Annotated in this window: 10 protein-coding genes, 1 tRNA gene and 1 pseudogene; 3 read left to right on the forward strand and 9 right to left on the reverse strand. The window is 51.3% G+C overall.

Features of this window, described 5'->3' with window-relative positions; genetic code table 11:
* Positions 1–477: 477 nt before the first annotated feature.
* From BLT02_RS15765 to BLT02_RS15780, 4 genes are all read right to left on the reverse strand, one after another.
* Positions 478–2,112, reverse strand: coding sequence for a hypothetical protein (locus BLT02_RS15765; protein ID WP_092997731.1), 1,635 nt, complete (start codon positions 2,110–2,112; stop codon positions 478–480).
* A 520-nt stretch (positions 2,113–2,632) separates the two neighbouring features.
* Positions 2,633–3,637, reverse strand: a complete 1,005-nt coding sequence (locus BLT02_RS15770) for a polyprenyl synthetase family protein (RefSeq protein WP_092997734.1) — start codon at positions 3,635–3,637, stop codon at positions 2,633–2,635.
* A 192-nt stretch (positions 3,638–3,829) separates the two neighbouring features.
* A tRNA-Ala gene (locus BLT02_RS15775) sits at positions 3,830–3,902 on the reverse strand.
* Between the two features lie 267 nt (positions 3,903–4,169).
* Positions 4,170–6,614: a CotH kinase family protein gene (locus BLT02_RS15780; RefSeq protein ID WP_175453893.1), complete on the reverse strand. Its 2,445-nt coding sequence runs from the start codon at positions 6,612–6,614 to the stop codon at positions 4,170–4,172.
* 593 nt (positions 6,615–7,207) lie between these two features.
* On the opposite strand from BLT02_RS15780, the gene BLT02_RS15785 reads away from it, so the two are divergent.
* From BLT02_RS15785 to BLT02_RS15800, 3 genes are all read left to right on the forward strand, one after another.
* Positions 7,208–9,427, forward strand: a complete 2,220-nt coding sequence (locus BLT02_RS15785) for a CotH kinase family protein (RefSeq protein ID WP_092997740.1) — start codon at positions 7,208–7,210, stop codon at positions 9,425–9,427.
* A 307-nt stretch (positions 9,428–9,734) separates the two neighbouring features.
* A complete protein-coding gene (locus BLT02_RS15795; RefSeq protein ID WP_092997746.1) occupies positions 9,735–10,571 on the forward strand; it encodes a hypothetical protein in 837 nt (278 codons plus the stop codon).
* A gap of 545 nt (positions 10,572–11,116) precedes the next feature.
* Positions 11,117–12,295 carry a DUF3048 domain-containing protein gene (locus BLT02_RS15800; RefSeq protein WP_092997749.1) on the forward strand — a complete coding sequence of 393 codons (1,179 nt, stop codon included), beginning with the start codon at positions 11,117–11,119 and terminating at the stop codon, positions 12,293–12,295.
* A gap of 173 nt (positions 12,296–12,468) precedes the next feature.
* On the opposite strand, the gene nudC is transcribed toward BLT02_RS15800, so the two are convergent.
* From nudC to tnpA, 5 genes and pseudogenes are all read right to left on the reverse strand, one after another.
* Positions 12,469–13,413 carry an NAD(+) diphosphatase gene (gene nudC, locus BLT02_RS15805; protein WP_242869850.1) on the reverse strand — a complete coding sequence of 315 codons (945 nt, stop codon included), beginning with the start codon at positions 13,411–13,413 and terminating at the stop codon, positions 12,469–12,471.
* 412 nt (positions 13,414–13,825) lie between these two features.
* Entirely contained in the window at positions 13,826–15,868 is a 2,043-nt protein-coding gene (locus tag BLT02_RS15810; protein WP_207649424.1) for an HAD-IC family P-type ATPase, read from the reverse strand.
* Positions 15,869–16,051: 183 nt separating this feature from the next.
* Complete coding sequence (locus BLT02_RS15815) at positions 16,052–16,270, reverse strand: cation transporter (protein ID WP_092997754.1); 219 nt, start codon at positions 16,268–16,270, stop codon at positions 16,052–16,054.
* Positions 16,271–16,415: 145 nt separating this feature from the next.
* Positions 16,416–16,793, reverse strand: a complete 378-nt coding sequence (locus BLT02_RS15820; protein ID WP_092997757.1) for an ArsR/SmtB family transcription factor — start codon at positions 16,791–16,793, stop codon at positions 16,416–16,418.
* A 536-nt stretch (positions 16,794–17,329) separates the two neighbouring features.
* Positions 17,330–17,516, reverse strand: a pseudogene (gene tnpA, locus BLT02_RS15825) (IS200/IS605 family transposase); the annotation flags it as partial.

Raw genomic sequence — 17,516 nt, forward strand, 5'->3', positions numbered from 1 at the left:
CGCCAAAGCTGTACATTCGGCGCGATACACGATTTTTAAACTTTGCAGCAGCTGTCCTTATAAAAAGGAATACTACCAAACACTTGCAAATATCAGGGGCTTGAAACCAGCAGCAGTATAGTGGCCGCCACTTCTGCATCCCTGATATGATGCAATAAGAAACATTGACAATCTCGCAGGAATCCCTTGATATTTGTAGGGGAAGTATGCCCTTTTTCAAGCGGTAGCTGGGATTCCTCAGAGATAACTGGTAAAAATCAGGCACCAGACACGGGGCATGGTCTTGCGTTGGTGTCCATGAATAATTCAGGATAATTGTTTTGCGAAAAAAATCGTTCTGCGAAAATAATTATTCTGCGAAAGCGATTATTCTGGCTGTATGAAAACCTGTCCCTGGTTATGGCTTCCGGGCGGTACCTGTCCGGGAGCTTCGTTTATACCCTCATTTTCATTCCCTGCTCCGTATCCGCAGCATATTTACTCTGCCTTAAAACTCCTGACCGCGTTGTCCAGAGCTTTGAGGGTTTCTTCGCCCTGGCCCTGAATATATTTGGCAGTATAGGCAACTGTCCGTTTTCCGGTGGAGTCATAGATGCGCAGCATATCGACAAGGTATCCCTGGAGGCGGTAGGTATATAAGCCTGCGGGGAGTTTTCTGCCTCCGATCTCGTAATCCTCATATTCGGTATAGCTCACGAGGTCGCTCCCGTAACTCTGCTGCATATGGGGCGTGTACTGCTCTTTGATATATTCGAAAGCTTCCACGATGAGATCTTCGCCCTGGTAAACGATCACATAGGGGATACGGCCTTCGCTCTCTGTATAGACAGTGATGCCCGTCCCGTCCTTATAGTCCCAGCTGTAGGCCGGGTCCGCCATGATGGAAAAGCCCTGTTCTTTGCATTCGATCGGGGCAAGTCCGGCATCAGAGGTTTTACCGGAGTCTTTCTTTTCATCCGGCTCCTGGGTGTTCTGAGGGGAAACTTCCTCCGGTGTCAGCTCTCCTGTGATATACTCCTGAAGAGCGACGAGTTTTGCCTCCTCCAGCAGCGCGTCTGCATATTTGCTGTCCTTTTTATCCAGGACATCTCTGCTTCCGCAGAGTTCGTGCTCCCCTTCCCTGCTCCAATTGCAGATAAAGCAGATATCCGGAGCGAGACTGCTGCACTCTGCCGTGTAGTAGGCGGCAATATCCTTGTCAGGATTGTAGACAAAATAGATCCGGTAGCAGAGGGGTTCCTCGTCGGGCTGGGGCATTTCGACCTGAACGATCTGCGTGCCGTCCTCCGCTTTGTAATAGTGTGTACTGTAGTCCTGTTTCGGGTAGAAGGGATCTGTTCCGTTCTCTTTGGAAACAGCTTCCCACAGAGGATAGATTCCTACATTGCGGACACCATCGAGCAGGGCTTCCGGTTTCTCGTAGAAATAGCGGGGCAGCATTTTGTGTTCAAAGAAGTACCTGACCTGTGAAGGCTTCCATCCCGTGCTTTCAGTCTTGCTGTCCTGTCCTGTTGTCCCGCCCGTTGAGGAATCTGTCCCTCCTGCGGTCTTCCCTGCAGAAGAGGCATCGCTGCCGGTGGAAGGTTCAGGATTAGAATCGCCGGAGGAAGGCCGGGCATTCGCCGAGTAGAATTCAACATTTTCCACGACATAATCGATCTGGGAAAACATCTTGTCGTATTCCGCCCGGATCTCCGGGTCGTTGTAAGCCGGATAATCCGTAGGCAGCCTCAGATAATAATTCATGGCGGACTGCTCACTGAATCCGAGATAGCGGAAAGACGGAAGATAGGTGAAACTCTGATTTACGCTGGCGCCGAGCTGGAACAGGAATCCGCCTGTCCAGATGTCTTCCTCCCTATATTTGTCATTACTTGCCTTCTGGTAAAAAGAGACCCCGCTCTGATGCTGTACCACCGTGAGCTTGCCGCGCCAGTCGGCAGGCATGCGCAGAGACAGCTCCTCAAAATAATAGATCAGGCTCCCGTCCTCCAGTATGTCATCAGTGTAATCAAACATCGACCTGGGTTCCGGCTCTGCAAATACCTGCATACTGAACACAGGTGTGATGAACAGGATCAGTGCGATACACAGTGCTGTCAATCGTTTCATAAGATCAGGTACCTCCTTTTGGGGTGCGCCGGAAACGGGGTTTCCTGCAGAATTTATAACTGTTTTACTGATGCAGGTCGAAATGGCTGATCTGCTTACAGTGTTACTTGAAAAAAGATTACTGCAGAGTTACTTAAAACAGATGGTTTCAGGAAAAGGTTTACATAACTGCTTCCATAGCAGCTTAAAAAATGGTTTATATTGGGATTTATACGTTTAATTATAAAACATTCAAACGCATCTGGGTATCTTATTTTGAAAAAGAACACCAGCCCCTTCGAGTGGTGCGTATGTAAAAAAAGGACAGGACAGAGCCTTTCCGGCTCTGCTCCTGCCCGGTCTTAATGGGATAGTCTTTGTTCTCTAGTCTTTGTTCTCTAGTCATTGTTCTCTAAGAGATGGCCGGATCTTAAAGAGACAGTCATACTCTAAATGAGATAATCCTCTTAAAAAATAGTCAAAAGCTTCTGCTGATACTCCGCAGAATCCCTGATCATGATTTTGTTGAAGCCAAAACTGTTCAGACAGGGGCCGGCATTTCCGGTATGCTGCATTTGGTCTTCAGAAGCTCGCGAAAAACATTGCTGACTCCGTGATCCGGAAGATTTTCGATGGTGCTCAGGGCCATGGTCATATGCTTTTCCATATCCTGGACCGCGCGGCGCATACCGCCGGAAACAACAGTGAGCCGGGTCAGCTTTCCAGCGTCCTCAGAGCTGAAGTTTCCCGCCTTTGCCGACCGGATGAGCTCAACGATCTGAGGCCGGATCTCTTCCTTCTCCATTGCATACAGTACGGGGAGTGTCAGGATGCCTTCGCGGAAATCCATCCAGGTCAGCTTTCCCTCTGCCGCCGAATCGGAAACAAAATCCAGCAGATCGTCGCGGATCTGGAACATATACCCGAAATGGATCCCGAGCTGCTCCAGCTGCGCCTGGATCTCCTCACTGCAGCCGCTCATCCTGGCACCGGCCAGACAGGCCAGCCTGCACAATGCCGCGGTCTTGCCGTAGATATTGCGCATGTACTGCTCTGCAGTAGCATCCTCCCGGAAACGGCACTCCATCTGCCCAAGCTCCCCCAGGCACATGGCTTCAACAGTATCGCCGAAATCTTTTCCCACCGGTTCAAAACCGTCCCGGAAGAGGCTCTGGACAATGCGGCTCAGGATCAGGTCTCCGGCATAGACTGCCATATCCTTCCCGTATTTGGCCTGTGTCGTAGGCAAGCCCCGCCTGATCGGCGCATCATCGACAATATCATCATGCACGAGAGATGCCATATGGACGAGCTCGACCAGGGCTCCCAGGCGGCAGAGCTTTTCCCTGGTCTTCCGGAAATCCGCCCCGTACCGGCTTGCCATAAGCAGCAGTCCGGGCCGCAGTCTCTTTCCTTTCGATTTTTTCAGGTCAGCCAGGATCTCTGCTACCGCACCTCCGTAGCCGGGATCGCACAGATACTCCGACAGACACTGCTCGACCTGCTCCATTTCCCTGTTAAATTCCCTCTTATCGTAATGTTCCATATCTCCCTCTTCAGTACCTGTCTGATCCTGTTACCCCGTATCTGGTCTGTAGCATGTACTCCGGAATACTTTACCTTAAAATACAGTCCGGTTCAAGAATGTAGAAGAAAACATACATTTGATAACGAATAAAAAACCAGAAATAAAAAACCGGAAACGCCTGTTTAGAGCATTTCCGGGAAAATAAAAAAATGGAGACGGTGGGATTCGAACCCATGACCTCTACACTGCCAGTGTAGCGCTCTCCCAACTGAGCTACGCCCCCAAGTGGTCCCGTGTTTTGAACCTTTTCTATAATACAGGAAAAGAACGGGAGATTCAACCACTATTTTCATTATTTTTTGCAGTCTTCTATTTTTTTTTAAGGCTTTTCAAGGCTATTTTACAGATTTTTAGCAGCCGGTTCCGGCAGTTTTTTAACAGCTTTTTTAATTAAGCCTTTTTAACAGAGCCTTTTTAACACAGTCTTTTTTAACAGAACACTCTTAACAGAACCTTCTTGACAAAACATTTTAACAGAACATTAAAAGATTCATTTATAGACCGGTGTGAAAGTCCTGTCTCTGTCGATGACAATGTCCGCGCTGACCGGATTGCCGTCCTCATCCTGCCATCCGATGATCTCGTTTTTCAATATCTGGGTTTTGACCTGTGTCTCGCCGTACTCAGGAAGGGGAAGGTATCCCAGTACTTCTCCGGTAGGAACATAATGGGACAGGTTTCCCCACTGAAATGAATACTGTACGCAGGAGAATGCGTCAGGATCCTTTACATAATTATCGAGGAAGGCAGCCCTGCGCTGCAGCCAGGTATTGAGCTGCTCCTCGTCCGTCCTGAAATCATTTTCGTTGCCGCGCCGGATATTGTTCATGTAGGCAGCGGATTCGATCGCGGAGACTTCCTCTTTGAATTGTGTATCGAGGAAGGAGTGGACAAGCGGAGAAATATACTCCTGCCATCTTTTATGCAGTTCTTCTTCAAAATCCTTATGTGTGAGCAGTCTGTTCATCCAGCCGTGGCGGGTATCACGCAGCATCAGCAGGGAAACAGCCGTCTCGGGATAGTTTCCGTAAAGCATCGTGCCCGCGGAGTGATCAAAGTCCCACATCGGGCCGCAGTACAGGAGAGGGTCCCCCCTGTCCTTAATAAGGTAGAAACTCCATCGTTCCGAGTCCCATTCGACAAAGAATTCCTCCAGGAGAAACATGTCTTTCCAGGAGGGGAGATCCAGATATTCACCAAAACCCTTGTCTGTCTCCGGATCTATGCCGTCTTCGCTGTAGATCGCTCTTTCCGCAGCAAGCATGTAGTCCTGCAGGTAATTAACTTCACCGATGGTGGGCCAGGACGGCGACATGATCCGGAATCTTCTGTGCACTGTCGAGAACCAGCAGTCGGTTCCACTGTATTTTTCATACTGCTGCAGCAGGTAGCCTCCGGTGTTGTCGGCGGGTTCACGCTGCCAGGAATATGCCCATTTTTTGAGTCTTTCCCCTTCTTTATGGAGGGCGATCCTTTTGGGAAGCTCTGACTTTTTAATCCCTGAAGAAGTTCCTGAAGAAGACCTGTCTGGAGAAGAAGTTCCGGCGGAAGCTGTTCCTGTGCCAGAAGTTCCGGCGGAAGAGAGTTCCCCTGCTGCGCTGCTGTCATCATCTTCTTCATCGTCTTCAACGACCTGAGGAGGTTTTGTCCTGCCGTTTACCTTGAGGATCTGATTGTCAAGCTTCTGGATGTGCACGCTGCCGCCCTCGCGCGGGCGCTGGGAGAGAAAATACAGCCCGTTGTATTTCCCGTTCAGAAAAAGATTGACAAATTCTCCCTGCGGTGTATCCCTCACCTGCATACTCTGTGCAAGCTGTGAGGAAATACGATTGAGGAGATTGGTGCGGTCAAAAGAATTGGAGAGCAGGCAGAGTTTTTTGCAGTTTGTCATCCCCAGCACACTCTGTTTTTCGGAAAGATTGAGGTTATAGGGGCGTTTGGGCATTTTCCAGGTGCTGTTGCCCCGTCCGCTCACACTTCCATAACCTGCACAATCGGCAGCTCCATCCGGCGTACAGACAAGATACTCCACCGCCTCGGATGTCTGCTTCAGCATGTCTCCGTCCACGGCGGCCATGCTGCCGCTCGCTGTATCGAGATACATGGATGCAGTCCCTGTACAGGAAAAAACATACAGGGTATCCTCCTGTACACTGCCGTCGGTACCTGTCATAAGCACATGAAAAGCGCTCCCGTTCCAAAGACCGGAAACTTCATCCCCGGAAGCATACGTCCTGGTGCCCTGATCTGCCTTGTCCCCGGCCCCGCCTTTCTCATCTGGAAGGAGATTTGCGCCGTTGAGACGTTCGCCCTCCTGCAGCGGTGCCAGAGAGACTTCTGTATAGTCTGAAAAAAGAATACAGGGGTGCCCTGTCATATCCGCAGGAAGAAAGACCGCCCAGCAGAATGTCCCTTCTGTGCCGCCCAGGTTCCCTGCGTCTATCTGAACAGGAAAAGATCTCTGAAACCTGTTATTGTTACCCGCTGTAAAAGCGATCTTCTCCAGCGGCCCGGCGGATACGGCTTCTGTCCCCGCACCTGTCCTGTCAAAAATCTGTCTCTCTATTTCTACGGGTTCAGCGGCAGGCTGCATCCATGCCGCAAGCTCCGGATCCTCTTTCGCAAAAGCCTGTCCGATCATGGAATCCGCCGTGGGTCCCGTGCCGCGTGCTCCTGCGGGAACCATGCCCGCCGAATTCTTCCCTGTTTCCCTTCCATCGGCTGCCTGCTGTCCGCCTCCCGGGCTGTCATGCGCAAGAACCAGAAGAAGCATGGCCCCTATAAGGGCTGCTGCCAACAGCAGAAGCTGCTGCCTGCCTCTCCTGTTTTTCCTGTAGCCGCTGCAGCCGCGATCAGATCCGCCGGCAGGATTCTTTTTCCTGTCAGTACTCCTGCCCGCTTTCCGGCTCATATTCCTGTCGGCACCACTGCCCATATTTCTGTCAGTACTCCTGTCAGTTCTCCCGTTTGCATTCCGGTCCATGTACTTCTTTTCCTTTATATTTCCTTTTAAATGCACTTAAATGCACGTATTTAAATACATGTTTTCGCTGTCATATACTTTACCACAAATCGGGTAATGATGTATATCATACGGGAACAGAAAAGCCGTTGCCATGCACTCCCTCTGGAGAGTATAGACAGCGAGTTACAAGTCACGCCTGCGCCAGCCTCGAGATAGGTGTTTTCACGCGTTTTTTGCGTGAAAACCCGAGTTAAGCGGCGAATGCCCATCCCCGAAGGGGATTTAGAATGGGCATTCGCACCGTTACATGGTCACAACCTGGTCAGGTTGTGACCATGTAACAGTAATAACAGGCACTTGTCAATCCCGACCTGCAAGGTTATATTAAAAAATAATAACAGATGCTCTGCAAGACGATCTGCAGCCCCCCGGTTCAGATAAAAGAAAACGTTATATTGATAAAGATATGACGTTAGACAAGGATATGGCGACAGGTTAAAACAGTAAAAAGATAACCTTTTATAAAAGAAGCTACCCATATATACATATATATAAAGGAAATAATGAGAAGAAAAAGAAATCCAGTTTTCCTGCCTTTTGTCGTGGTCACGGCATTTTTGTTCGCAGGTATTTTTATCAGTGCCGCGACAGAGGGCCGGGGCAGCAATAAGGCACAGAGAGAGGTTCAGGAGACCAGTACCCGATGGCAGCTTGCCCGGCAGGATGAAGCAGAGGAAATCTCTGCTGATCCTGCGGGAGAAACTTCCCCTGAAAATTCCTCAGCACAGCAGAACGGCACAAAGGGACAGGGGCAGAAAGATTCCGGCAGCACTCCTTCCGACAGTACTTCCGGGGACGGAACCTCCGAAGTCACTGACTCTGAGGAGCCTTCGGGCTTTGATTCCCTCGCCTTTACATCAGATCCCGGCACAAATGCCGACACGGAAGGACCTGCCTTCCGTCTGACACCAGATGACGAATCCGGGATCCAGTATGCCTATGTGCCTGCGGAGATGAATGGTCCGCTGATGCTGCTCCTGAACAGCGAAGAATCGCTGGCCATAGAAGCCATTGGAGCGTCCGGGCAGAGTAGCAGTGAAAACGATGACAAGGTCTCCGAAGACAGCAGCTCTGCCGGAAAGCAGGATAAAGGCAGTGGCAGCGCAGGCAGTGACGGTCTGTACCGTGCGGGCGATACCCTGCCCGCTTTTTCCCCGGGGGAACATTACCGGTTTTCCATCCTGAGCGGCAGCGGAGATTCCCTGGGTTCGGAGGAGGTCGTCTTTTATTATACGGAAAATGTTCCGTCGATGTATGTGGACACAGCCAGCGGTTCCATGGAGGCTATCGACAAGGACCGCCATCACGAGACGTCGGAAAGTGCCGTCTACCGGATCTATCATGCCGACGGCTCCCCTGATTCCAGCGGGCGCTGCACGATCAAGGGGCGGGGCAACAGCACCTGGTCCCAGGATAAGCGTCCCTATAACCTGAACCTCAAACAGGAAAACATCCTGCTGGGCTTAAACAGCTGCCGCAAATACGCCCTGATCGCCAATTTCTGGGATTCCACCCAGACGCGGCAGTATTATGCCTTCAAAACAGCTGAGCGCCTGGGACTGCCCTACACACCGCAGACCGTTTTTGTCAACCTCTATCTCAACGGCCGCTACCAGAGCCTCTACCTGCTCACACAGCGGCTCAATGTCAAGGGCGGCACCGTACAGATCACGGACCTGGACAAGGCAAACAAAAAGGCAAATCCCAAGCTGGGCGCCGGTCTCCCGGAAACTGTCGTTATGGACACGGACGATGACGACCACGACGCCCTGGCTTATGCCTGGGAGAACGAGCCGGACAACCTCACCGGCGGTTATCTCCTGGAATTCCAGGCTCGTTATGAAAAGGAGGATGTCTGGTTTAAGACCGACACTCTGCACATATCCTTCAAATCACCGGAGACTCCTTCCGTTGGAGAATATGAGTACATCTCCGACTATGTGCGGGAAGCGGAAAAAGCCCTGTACTCGGAGGACTGGACCAATCCGGACACCGGCCTCTCCGTCTTTGACTATTTTGACATGGACTCCTGGGCGCGCATGTACCTGATCCAAGACTTCTTTGTCCAGTCCGACGACGAATACTACAGCTTCTTCTTTTATAAGAAGGCAGACAGCCCGCTCTTGTACTGCGGCCCGGTCTGGGATTTTGACCTGTGCCTGGGCAACATGAACTGCGGAGACTACTACAAGACCTCTGCCCGGACACTCTGGCTCAAGGACGGCCGTAAAAAATGGCTGCACAGGCTGCAGCAGAATCCAGCCTTCAGTGAAATGGTCGCCGACCTCTATCTCAGCGAACTGGAGCCCATCGTCCGGGATCTGCTGGACAAAGAGTATGAACAGATGGTAGCTTATTTGGAGCCGGACACAAACCTCAACTATCTGCGCTGGCACAAGAACCTCAACTACCAGGAGCGCACAGGCTGGGTGCGGACCCTGCTGGAGACCCGAGTGCAGTTCCTTCACGACTACTACACCGATCCCGGCAGCTTCCACAGGCTCCTTTTCCACTTTGCCTGGGACGATTTTTCCTATTATGTAAAGGACGGCGAGACCATGGGCTTTCTGCCGACCTATGACTACGGGGAAAAACAATCTACAGCCCAGCGCAATGCGAACGGCTTTATCACAGGCTGGCAGGACACCTCTTCCGGGGAACTCCTGCAGCCGGAGACACCGATCTACGAAGACCGGGAATTTGATCCTGTCTATATTCCCTGAATGTAACATGGACAGCAGTCTCTGCGTCTTCATTAAAGCGGGATCCCCAAAAATGCAGCGGCGGGTTCCCCCTTCTGCTGCGTGAAATATAACAATACGGCAGCGAAGCATCTTCTGCTGCCTGAGATATAATAATGCAGCAGCGGGAGCATCCCTCTGCTGCGTGAGATATAATAATACAGCAGCGGGAGCATCCCTCTGCTGCGTGAGATATAATAATACAGCAGCGGGAGCATCCCTCTGCTGCGTGAGATTTAAAAATTGCGGCAGTGAAAGATTCCATCTGCCGCGACGGAGGATACAAGTCATGAAAAAAAGACCCGCCTCTTTCCAAAGAGCCCTCTTTAAGGCCTTCTTTGTGGTCACTCTTGCCGCTTTGACAGCCGCTGTTCCAGCCGGCTGCGGCAAAACGGAAACGAACAGTTCTTCGGATGAAGGGGCAACCTTTGAAATCGATTTTGGCACTACAGGAGCCTCCGCAGAGGAACTCGCTGCAGGATCCTTTGCCAGTTCTCTCCCCGCTTCAGAATTCTCCGCAGAAGCGGCGGGAATCGGGGAAACCGAGGCTTCCCCGTCCGGAGAAACAGCTGCTGAAGCCGCAGCCGGCGTAATGCCCGGAGGAAGCAGCACGGCTGGGACGGACAATTCCGCCTCTATGATGACCGGAAATGCAGCAGCGGAATACTCCACCTCTGCCGAAGCAATTGCCCTGCGGGACGGCCTCCCTGAGCGCAGCGGTGCCGATACCGATCTGAAAGAATCTGTCCTGTCGCAGGCCCTGTATGCCTGCACCGGCTGGGGGCAGTCCACCGGCAGTTCCCTTCACGCCATCTCCGCGGCAACATTGCTGCTGGACTGGTCCAACAGCGTCAGCGCGGGCAGCGCCGATCCTGCTCTGCTGGAGGATGCCGTCCGTTCCGAGATCGGCCGGCTCTCTCCTGTTCAGGTTCAGACACTCAGGGACAACTGGTCCTTCATCTATTATGACGCGGATACGATCCTGGACAGCTTTAAAGATGTCGAAAGCCTGGCCGAAGATGCCGGCTGCCTTGAGGATGCCCGGAAAGTATCTGAAAACAAAAATTCCCGCAAAAACTGGAGGGCAGTTTACGACGCGATCGAGGACGCCCTGGCAGCTCCGTGATGACTGCGCTGAAGCAGGCTGTACACGCCCTCTCGAGGGCGTGTACATGTAACGCTTGCGCGCGATGATTCATCAATGCGAAGCTTTGTTATATGCTTCGCTGTGCACAACACACTCTGCGAGTGTGTTTGCGCCGTTGAACTCGGGTTTTTCGCGAAAAAGCCGCAAAAACCGCCTGGAGTTTTGAGCCGGTCTGTACTGTAACGAAGCCACTGAGGCTGCTGAAACCATCAGAAAAGATTCATTGCCAAGATTATCCCGTTCGGGTATAATACAAAATGGCTTGTTTTCTCATACATAGTAAAATTGATGCTCATCCGCATCATTGGAATACCAGTCGCATCGTCCATCTGTATGTCATGCCAGTCATGCATACACAGGTTTTGCATGCTCATTTGCATGCTGTTCTACTGTCAGGCCCCGCAAATAGATAACTTCATAATTTCGATTTTATTTATTTCAGTGCCCTGTTTCTGAAAATATTGATCAACTGCTGATGTATCTGCTCCAAAGTTAAACTGATCAAACGAAAGAGGAATTCACTTATGAAAAAAAGACTTTCACTGCTTCTTTCCCTGGCCGCCGCATTAGGTCTCATGTTTTCAAGTGCCGGCAGCCCCGGGATCACTCCTGCCCAGGCGGCAGAGACAGGAACCACACAGACCACCACATCTACCACTGGACAGAAAACTGAAAAGAAGACTGAAAAGAAAAAAGAGGACACAGTCCTCCGCAGCATCCTGACCAACGAAAAGATCGATCCCGAGATTGCAAAACAGAGACCGATCGCCGTCATGTACCCCATCAACTATGAGGCACAGCCCCAGTACGGACTGAGCAATGTCGATGTCTTCTATGAAATGATCGAAGAAGGCAACATGAGCCGTCAGATGGGCATCATTCAGGACTGGAAGAATATCGGTCAGATCGGCAACATCCGCAGCACCCGCTCCTATTTCGTAAAGGAAGCCATGCGCTACGATCCCATCATGATCCATTTCGGCGGCCCCATCGACTGGCTCAAGCCTGTGACCGACCGTCCTGATCTGGACAACCTCAACGGTGTCGGCGGTATTCTCGGCGGCGACTACGGCGCTTTCTATCGTGTCAACAACGGCAAGGCCATGGAGCACACCGCCTATACCTCTTCCGACTACATCATCAACGCCTGCGCAAATGCCGGCTACACCCTGTCGATCCGTCCTGAGTACTATGACAGCCGTCAGTTCTACTTCAATGATCCTGATGACCGCAATACACTCAAGCAGTACGAGGATTCCATCCCCGCCAAGAATATCGACATGAGCGGTGCCTTCCCTGTGACACAGTCCTCACTTGTCTATAACGAGGAAGACCACAAGTATTACAAATACCTGTATGGCGAGCCCCAGTGTGATGCCGTCACCGGCGAACAGATGGCTTTTGACAATGTCATCATCCAGGAGGCAAAATTCAAATATGTGGGCAACCACGGCTATGTCGACCTCGACACCATCTCCCGCGGCCGCAATGCCTACGTCCTGACCGAAGGCCGCTGTGTGCCCGCCCACTGGTGGCGCAAGGATATCCACAAACACACGACCTACTACTACAAGGATAAATCCCGTATCCACCTCAACACAGGCAAAACGATGATTTTTATCATCCGCGACCACCTGGATACCTTCACCATTGACGGAACTACCTACAAGACAGAGGGCGATCCTCTCACCCCTGCATGGTAAGGTAAAACGGTACGATCCGTTCAATATCAGGTTTTGACAAGATTTTAATAATGGATTTTGATAAGACTTGAAAAGTTCTTAAATAAGATCTTAAAAAAATTAAAATCTTAAAAAAAAGCTCTGTGTCCGCTCAGGACACAGAGCCTTTTTTCTTCATAAAAATCAGTCTTTTATCAGCACTCCAGCCCGTTTTTAAATCTGGTCATCATTTCATTGGTGAGGCTGTGGTCAGTCGGCTGCAGGACGATCTCGTCCCTGGTATGCCAGGCGGCTTCCTTGAGTTCACTGCTGTCCATATGGATGGTGGGATCCCCGTCCACGTCACAGAAAAAGCCGGCCAGCAGATCATCCACAATACCCCAGGGCTGGGATTTGTAATAGCGGATGTTTTTGACCCGGATGCCCGCCTCTTCCATGACCTCACGACGGACTGTGTCCTCAAAAGTCTCGCCGATCTCAGTAAAACCGGCGATCAGCGCATAATGGGCAAAGTCCCTTCCCGCGTATTTTGTCAGCAGGATCCTGTCCCCGTTGAGCACACCGACGATAACAGCCGGGATAATCCGGGGATAAATGACACGGCCGCATTCAGGACAGCGGAGTGCCCGCTCCGTATCCGAATGGACTGTAGGATGGCCGCAGGTCCCGCAGAAACGGTTGTCCCGGTACCAGTTGGACAGCTGATAGGCAGTCAAAGCTGAAAAGAGTCTGTGCTTGGGGCCATAGGCCGCCATGCGCATCTTGCGGATATCCACAAAAGCATACTCTCCGGGAATCTCCTCTTCCTTCAGATCCTCACGCAACAGAAAGACGGGCCTGCCGTCCACAGTAAACAGATAAGTGTACTCCCTGCCCGCGCCGAGATCCCTCACCTCCGGCAGCCGCAGATAGCGGCCGCGCTCCAGATAAAACTGCTTCTCATCCTCTCCGTCTTCCGGCATACTGAGCCTTTTCTGATTAAAAGCAGCTCCGGCAGTTTTTTCAAAAGAATGTCCGGCATTCCTCAGGACCAGCAGCTTCGGTCCGCGGAAGCAGAAGACCGGGTTGTCCCCGGCAGGCTCGGTTCTCTCACAATACTGGTTGCGCAGACTGTGCGGCGCAATATCCTGAATCATCATAGCAGAATCCTCTCTAAAATTTAAATCGTATAAATCGTCTCTTGATCCGCCCGGCTCTTCCGGTCGATCAGCTCATTATTATCAATAGCTGTCAGAAGTCACTCGCTGACCACCCCGGTATTTTCCCATTTCGTGAAACAAAATACTACACCCTCTGCGCAAAAAGCCGGGTTGACCAGTTCTCTCCCTTATACCATTTATGGAAAACAAAGTAAAGCCCGGAAAAGCAGTCTGTCTGTTCCCGGGCTTTTTTCTCTTCTATTCTCTTTTACGTTCAGCCTCGCATCCCTTTTCTGTTGTGCCTCAAGGCTGTTTCCTGATCTGCCCCGCATCCTTCTCAGCTGCGCCTCACGGCTGTTTCCATTTCGGCTTCACGTTGCTTTTCAGATCTTCCTTAAAAGACAAACATGATTTACACCAGAGCCCTGATAGCATTGAGCACGCAGAGTACCATGACGCCCACGTCAGCAAAGATCGCGAGCCACATGTTGGCGATGCCGACCGCCCCCAGCAGGAGGCAGATGGCTTTCACTCCGATGGCGAATCCTATATTTTCATGGACGATCCGGATGCATTTGCGGGCGATGCGTACAGCCTCGGCGATCCTGAGAGGGTCATCATCCATCAGGACGACATCCGCCGCCTCGATTGCTGCGTCCGAGCCGAGGGCCCCCATCGCGATCCCGATATCCGCCCGGGAAAGAACCGGCGCGTCATTAATACCGTCCCCAACAAAGGCAAGACTTCCTCTTCCGGCTCCCTTTGCGTTCTCCGCCAGCAGCGCCTCTACCTTTTCAACTTTCTGCTCCGGCAGAAGGCGTGCATGATATTCATCGATTCCGAGGTCACCAGCTACGTGGGCCGCAATCTCCTCGGCGTCGCCGGTGAGCATGACCGTCCTGGTGACACCCGCCCGTCCGAGTTCGCGGACCGCGTCAGCCGCGTGAGGTTTGATTTCATCTGCGATCAGGATATGTCCCATATACTGTCCGTCAGCGGCAACATGGACGATAGTACCTGTCTCCGTCTTTGAGTGGTCATCCTCGGGAGGGATCACGATCCCCAGTTCCTGCATCAGCAGACTGTTGCCGGCGGCTACGGATTTTCCATCCACCTCCGTCACAACACCCCTGCCGCTGATCTCCCGGCAGGTGCCGACGCGTCCCGGGGACTCCGGTTCCTGTCCGTTGACACGGCAGGCCTCACGCAGGCTCCTGCTGATCGGGTGCGTGGAAAAGCTCTCCGCCAGGGCGGCGTATTCCAGCAGTCTTTCCTCAACTGCTTTGCCTCCTGCGCGCACAGCAGATGCCTGATCTCTGCTCTCTTGAGCCAACAGGCCGGCCGGTTCTCTGCCCGGCTCTTCTCCTGTATCTCCTAAATCTCCTGTATGTTCATATCCTGTATGTATATATCCTGTATGAGCCGGGCAGATCCTGGCGACGGCAAAATTTCCCTTTGTCAGAGTTCCTGTCTTGTCAAAGACAACTGTGCGTACATCCGCCAGTGTCTCCATGAAATTGGCACCCTTGATCAAAATCCCCTTGCTGCCGGCTCCTCCGATTCCTCCAAAAAAAGTCAGGGGGATGCTGACCACAATGGCGCAGGGGCAGCTGATGACGAGAAATGTCAGCGCGCGGTAGATCCATTTGGACCACAATGCCCATCCGCCGCTCCTGTGCAGGAAAACCATGCTCACGACGGGCCCCAGCACTGCCAGCGCGAGAGCGCTGTAACAGACAGCCGGTGTATACCACCGGGCAAATCTGGTGATGAACTGCTCGGATTTTGCCTTCCGGGAGCCCGCATTCTCCACCAGATCCAGGATCCGGGATGCGGTAGACTCCTCAAACTCCCTGGTCGTCTGTATTCTCAGGACTCCGGACTGGTTGATAGATCCGCTCAGGATCTCATCTCCCTCCGAAATGTCACGGGGCAGCGATTCCCCTGTGAGCGCGGAGGTATCCAGAGAAGAAGAACCCTCTACGACCACTCCGTCGATCGGCACCCTTTCCCCGGGCTGGATGAGCAGGATACTGCCTGTCTCCACATCATCCGGATCCACCTTCTCCACCCCGTCCTCCGTCACCAGATTGGCATAGTCCGGACGGATATCCATCAGTTCACTGATATTGCGGCGGCTCTTTCCGACAGCGATGCTCTGGAAGAGCTCACCGATCTGGTAAAAGAGCATGACAGCCACTCCCTCGGTATATTCACCGAGCATCATGGCGCCGATCGTCGCAACTGCCATCAGGAAATTTTCATCAAATACCTGCCGGTTCCTGATCCCCTTGAATGCCTTTCGCAGGATATCGAAGCCCACGGTAAAGTAGGGCACCAGGAAAAGCAGAAAGCGGACTGCCGGGTATTGTTTCAGCGGCAGAATGGACAGCAGGATCATCATTACTATGGCGGCCAGGATCCGATAGAGCAGCTTTTTTTGTTTTTCTGTCAATGTTTTCATCATATTCACCGTGTCGTACAGACAGCTTTCCTTTTCACCGCGAAAAGCCCGCCATATGCGTTCTTGCTCTTGCCAGGATGCGGATACCCGGGGTGCGGTCGGTCAGGATGTGGCCGGCTAATGCACAGCCAGCCATGGTACAGCCGGGAAGGATAAACGGTTTTTTCTCTTCGTTTACAGATAAATCTGGCAGTCATCCTCTACAATTTTGCAGTTTTCTACTACTTTTTGCATGACACCGTCGATATCAGCGCCATCCTCAAACTCCACTTTCATTTTGAGAGCCATGAAATTGACCACAGCTTCTTTTACACCCGGGGTCTTGTTGGCCGCCTCCTCCATTTTGTTTGCGCAGTTGGCACAGTCAACGTCAATCTTGTAGGTCTTTTTCATAGCAATATCTCCTTTCTTTGCTGCAGATGCAGGTTTCCTCTTGTTACGCTTGTAAATGTTTTTATATTGTCAGTGATAATTCCTGCCAAACTTGTTTGTCGATACCCATTAATGTTGGTCAATGTGTTGGTTATAGTTTTTTCCTTTATTCCTGAATATGCTCCATTCCTTTTTGAATGATCGTGCGCACATGATCGTCCGCCAGATAGTAGATGATCTGCTTGCCTTCACGCCTGCCGGCCACCAGGCGGGCCTGCTTCAGAAGCCTGAGCTGGTGTGAAACCGCGGACTGGGTCATGTTGAGGGAGGCTGCGAGATCACATACACAGATATCCGCCTCAAACAAGGCGAACAGGATGCGGATCCTGGTGGTATCTCCGAAAGCCTTGAACAGCTCCGCCAGATCATAAAGCTGATCCTCCGGCGGCATCTGGTCACTGATCATGCGAACCTTGTCCTCATGGACTTCCTCCACTTCGCAGCACTCTATATCCTGAATGATCGTCTTTTCTTTTCTTTCCATTTTCTTTCCCAAGCTTCTTTTCGATTTAATCCGTATGGTTATCTTGTTGCAAACATATGAGCATTTATTCATATGTTTAATTGTATGATACAACACCCGTTCCTGGGTGTCAAGATATTTATAGAAAGCTTCCTGATATATTTCCATCGATTTTCCATCGAAACATCACATTGGCGCTTGTCCCGTTGAAAAGGTCTAAACTGAAAAAAGCCCTTGCGGGATCACATCAATGCTGTGGTTCCACATGGGCTTTTAAGGATAATCTTTACAATTTCTATGCTGTCGTTTTAAATACTTTCGTATTTATGATTCCGTTTCCGTCTTTTTCCCGACTTCTGATTCTGTCGTATTTACGCTTCTGTCTCTGCCTTTTTCTATTTATAATGATTTTCTAATCACGAACCACCACTTCAAGTGGTGGTCTGATAAGCCCTATAAGGGCGATTGCGTGGCTGCCCTGAAAGGGCGATCTCGCAAGCCTGTTACTTGGCTACCCTTAGAAAGGGTTAATCGTTCCCTTTCCTAGACTCATCAATCTGTTTTTGAATATACTTTTTTACTGTTGCTTCATCTATATTGCCAATTGTCTCCACGTAGTAGCCTCGTGCCCAGAATTCCTTATCTCCCCGAGTCTTAAACTCCGGGTGTCGGTCAAAAACCATCAACGCACTCTTGCCTTTGAGGTAACCCATAAAGCTGGAGATACTGTATTTGGGTGGCAAC

The sequence above is a fragment of the Sarcina sp. DSM 11001 genome, from assembly GCF_900101015.1.
Classification (GTDB): Bacteria; Bacillota; Clostridia; order Lachnospirales; family Lachnospiraceae; genus CAG-791.

Bases quoted from the DNA above. Each gene is read 5' to 3' on its own strand.
- BLT02_RS15820 (WP_092997757.1), bottom strand. From the start codon at position 16,793: ATGGAAAGAAAAGAAAAGACGATCATTCAGGATATAGAGTGCTGCGAA.
- BLT02_RS15795 (WP_092997746.1), top strand. From the start codon at position 9,735: ATGAAAAAAAGACCCGCCTCTTTCCAAAGAGCCCTCTTTAAGGCCTTC.
- BLT02_RS15815 (WP_092997754.1), bottom strand. From the start codon at position 16,270: ATGAAAAAGACCTACAAGATTGACGTTGACTGTGCCAACTGCGCAAAC.
- BLT02_RS15800 (WP_092997749.1), top strand. From the start codon at position 11,117: ATGAAAAAAAGACTTTCACTGCTTCTTTCCCTGGCCGCCGCATTAGGT.
- BLT02_RS15780 (WP_175453893.1), bottom strand. From the start codon at position 6,614: ATGGGCAGTGGTGCCGACAGGAATATGAGCCGGAAAGCGGGCAGGAGT.
- BLT02_RS15770 (WP_092997734.1), bottom strand. From the start codon at position 3,637: ATGGAACATTACGATAAGAGGGAATTTAACAGGGAAATGGAGCAGGTC.
- BLT02_RS15785 (WP_092997740.1), top strand. From the start codon at position 7,208: ATGAGAAGAAAAAGAAATCCAGTTTTCCTGCCTTTTGTCGTGGTCACG.
- nudC (WP_242869850.1), bottom strand. From the start codon at position 13,413: ATGATGATTCAGGATATTGCGCCGCACAGTCTGCGCAACCAGTATTGT.
- BLT02_RS15765 (WP_092997731.1), bottom strand. From the start codon at position 2,112: ATGAAACGATTGACAGCACTGTGTATCGCACTGATCCTGTTCATCACA.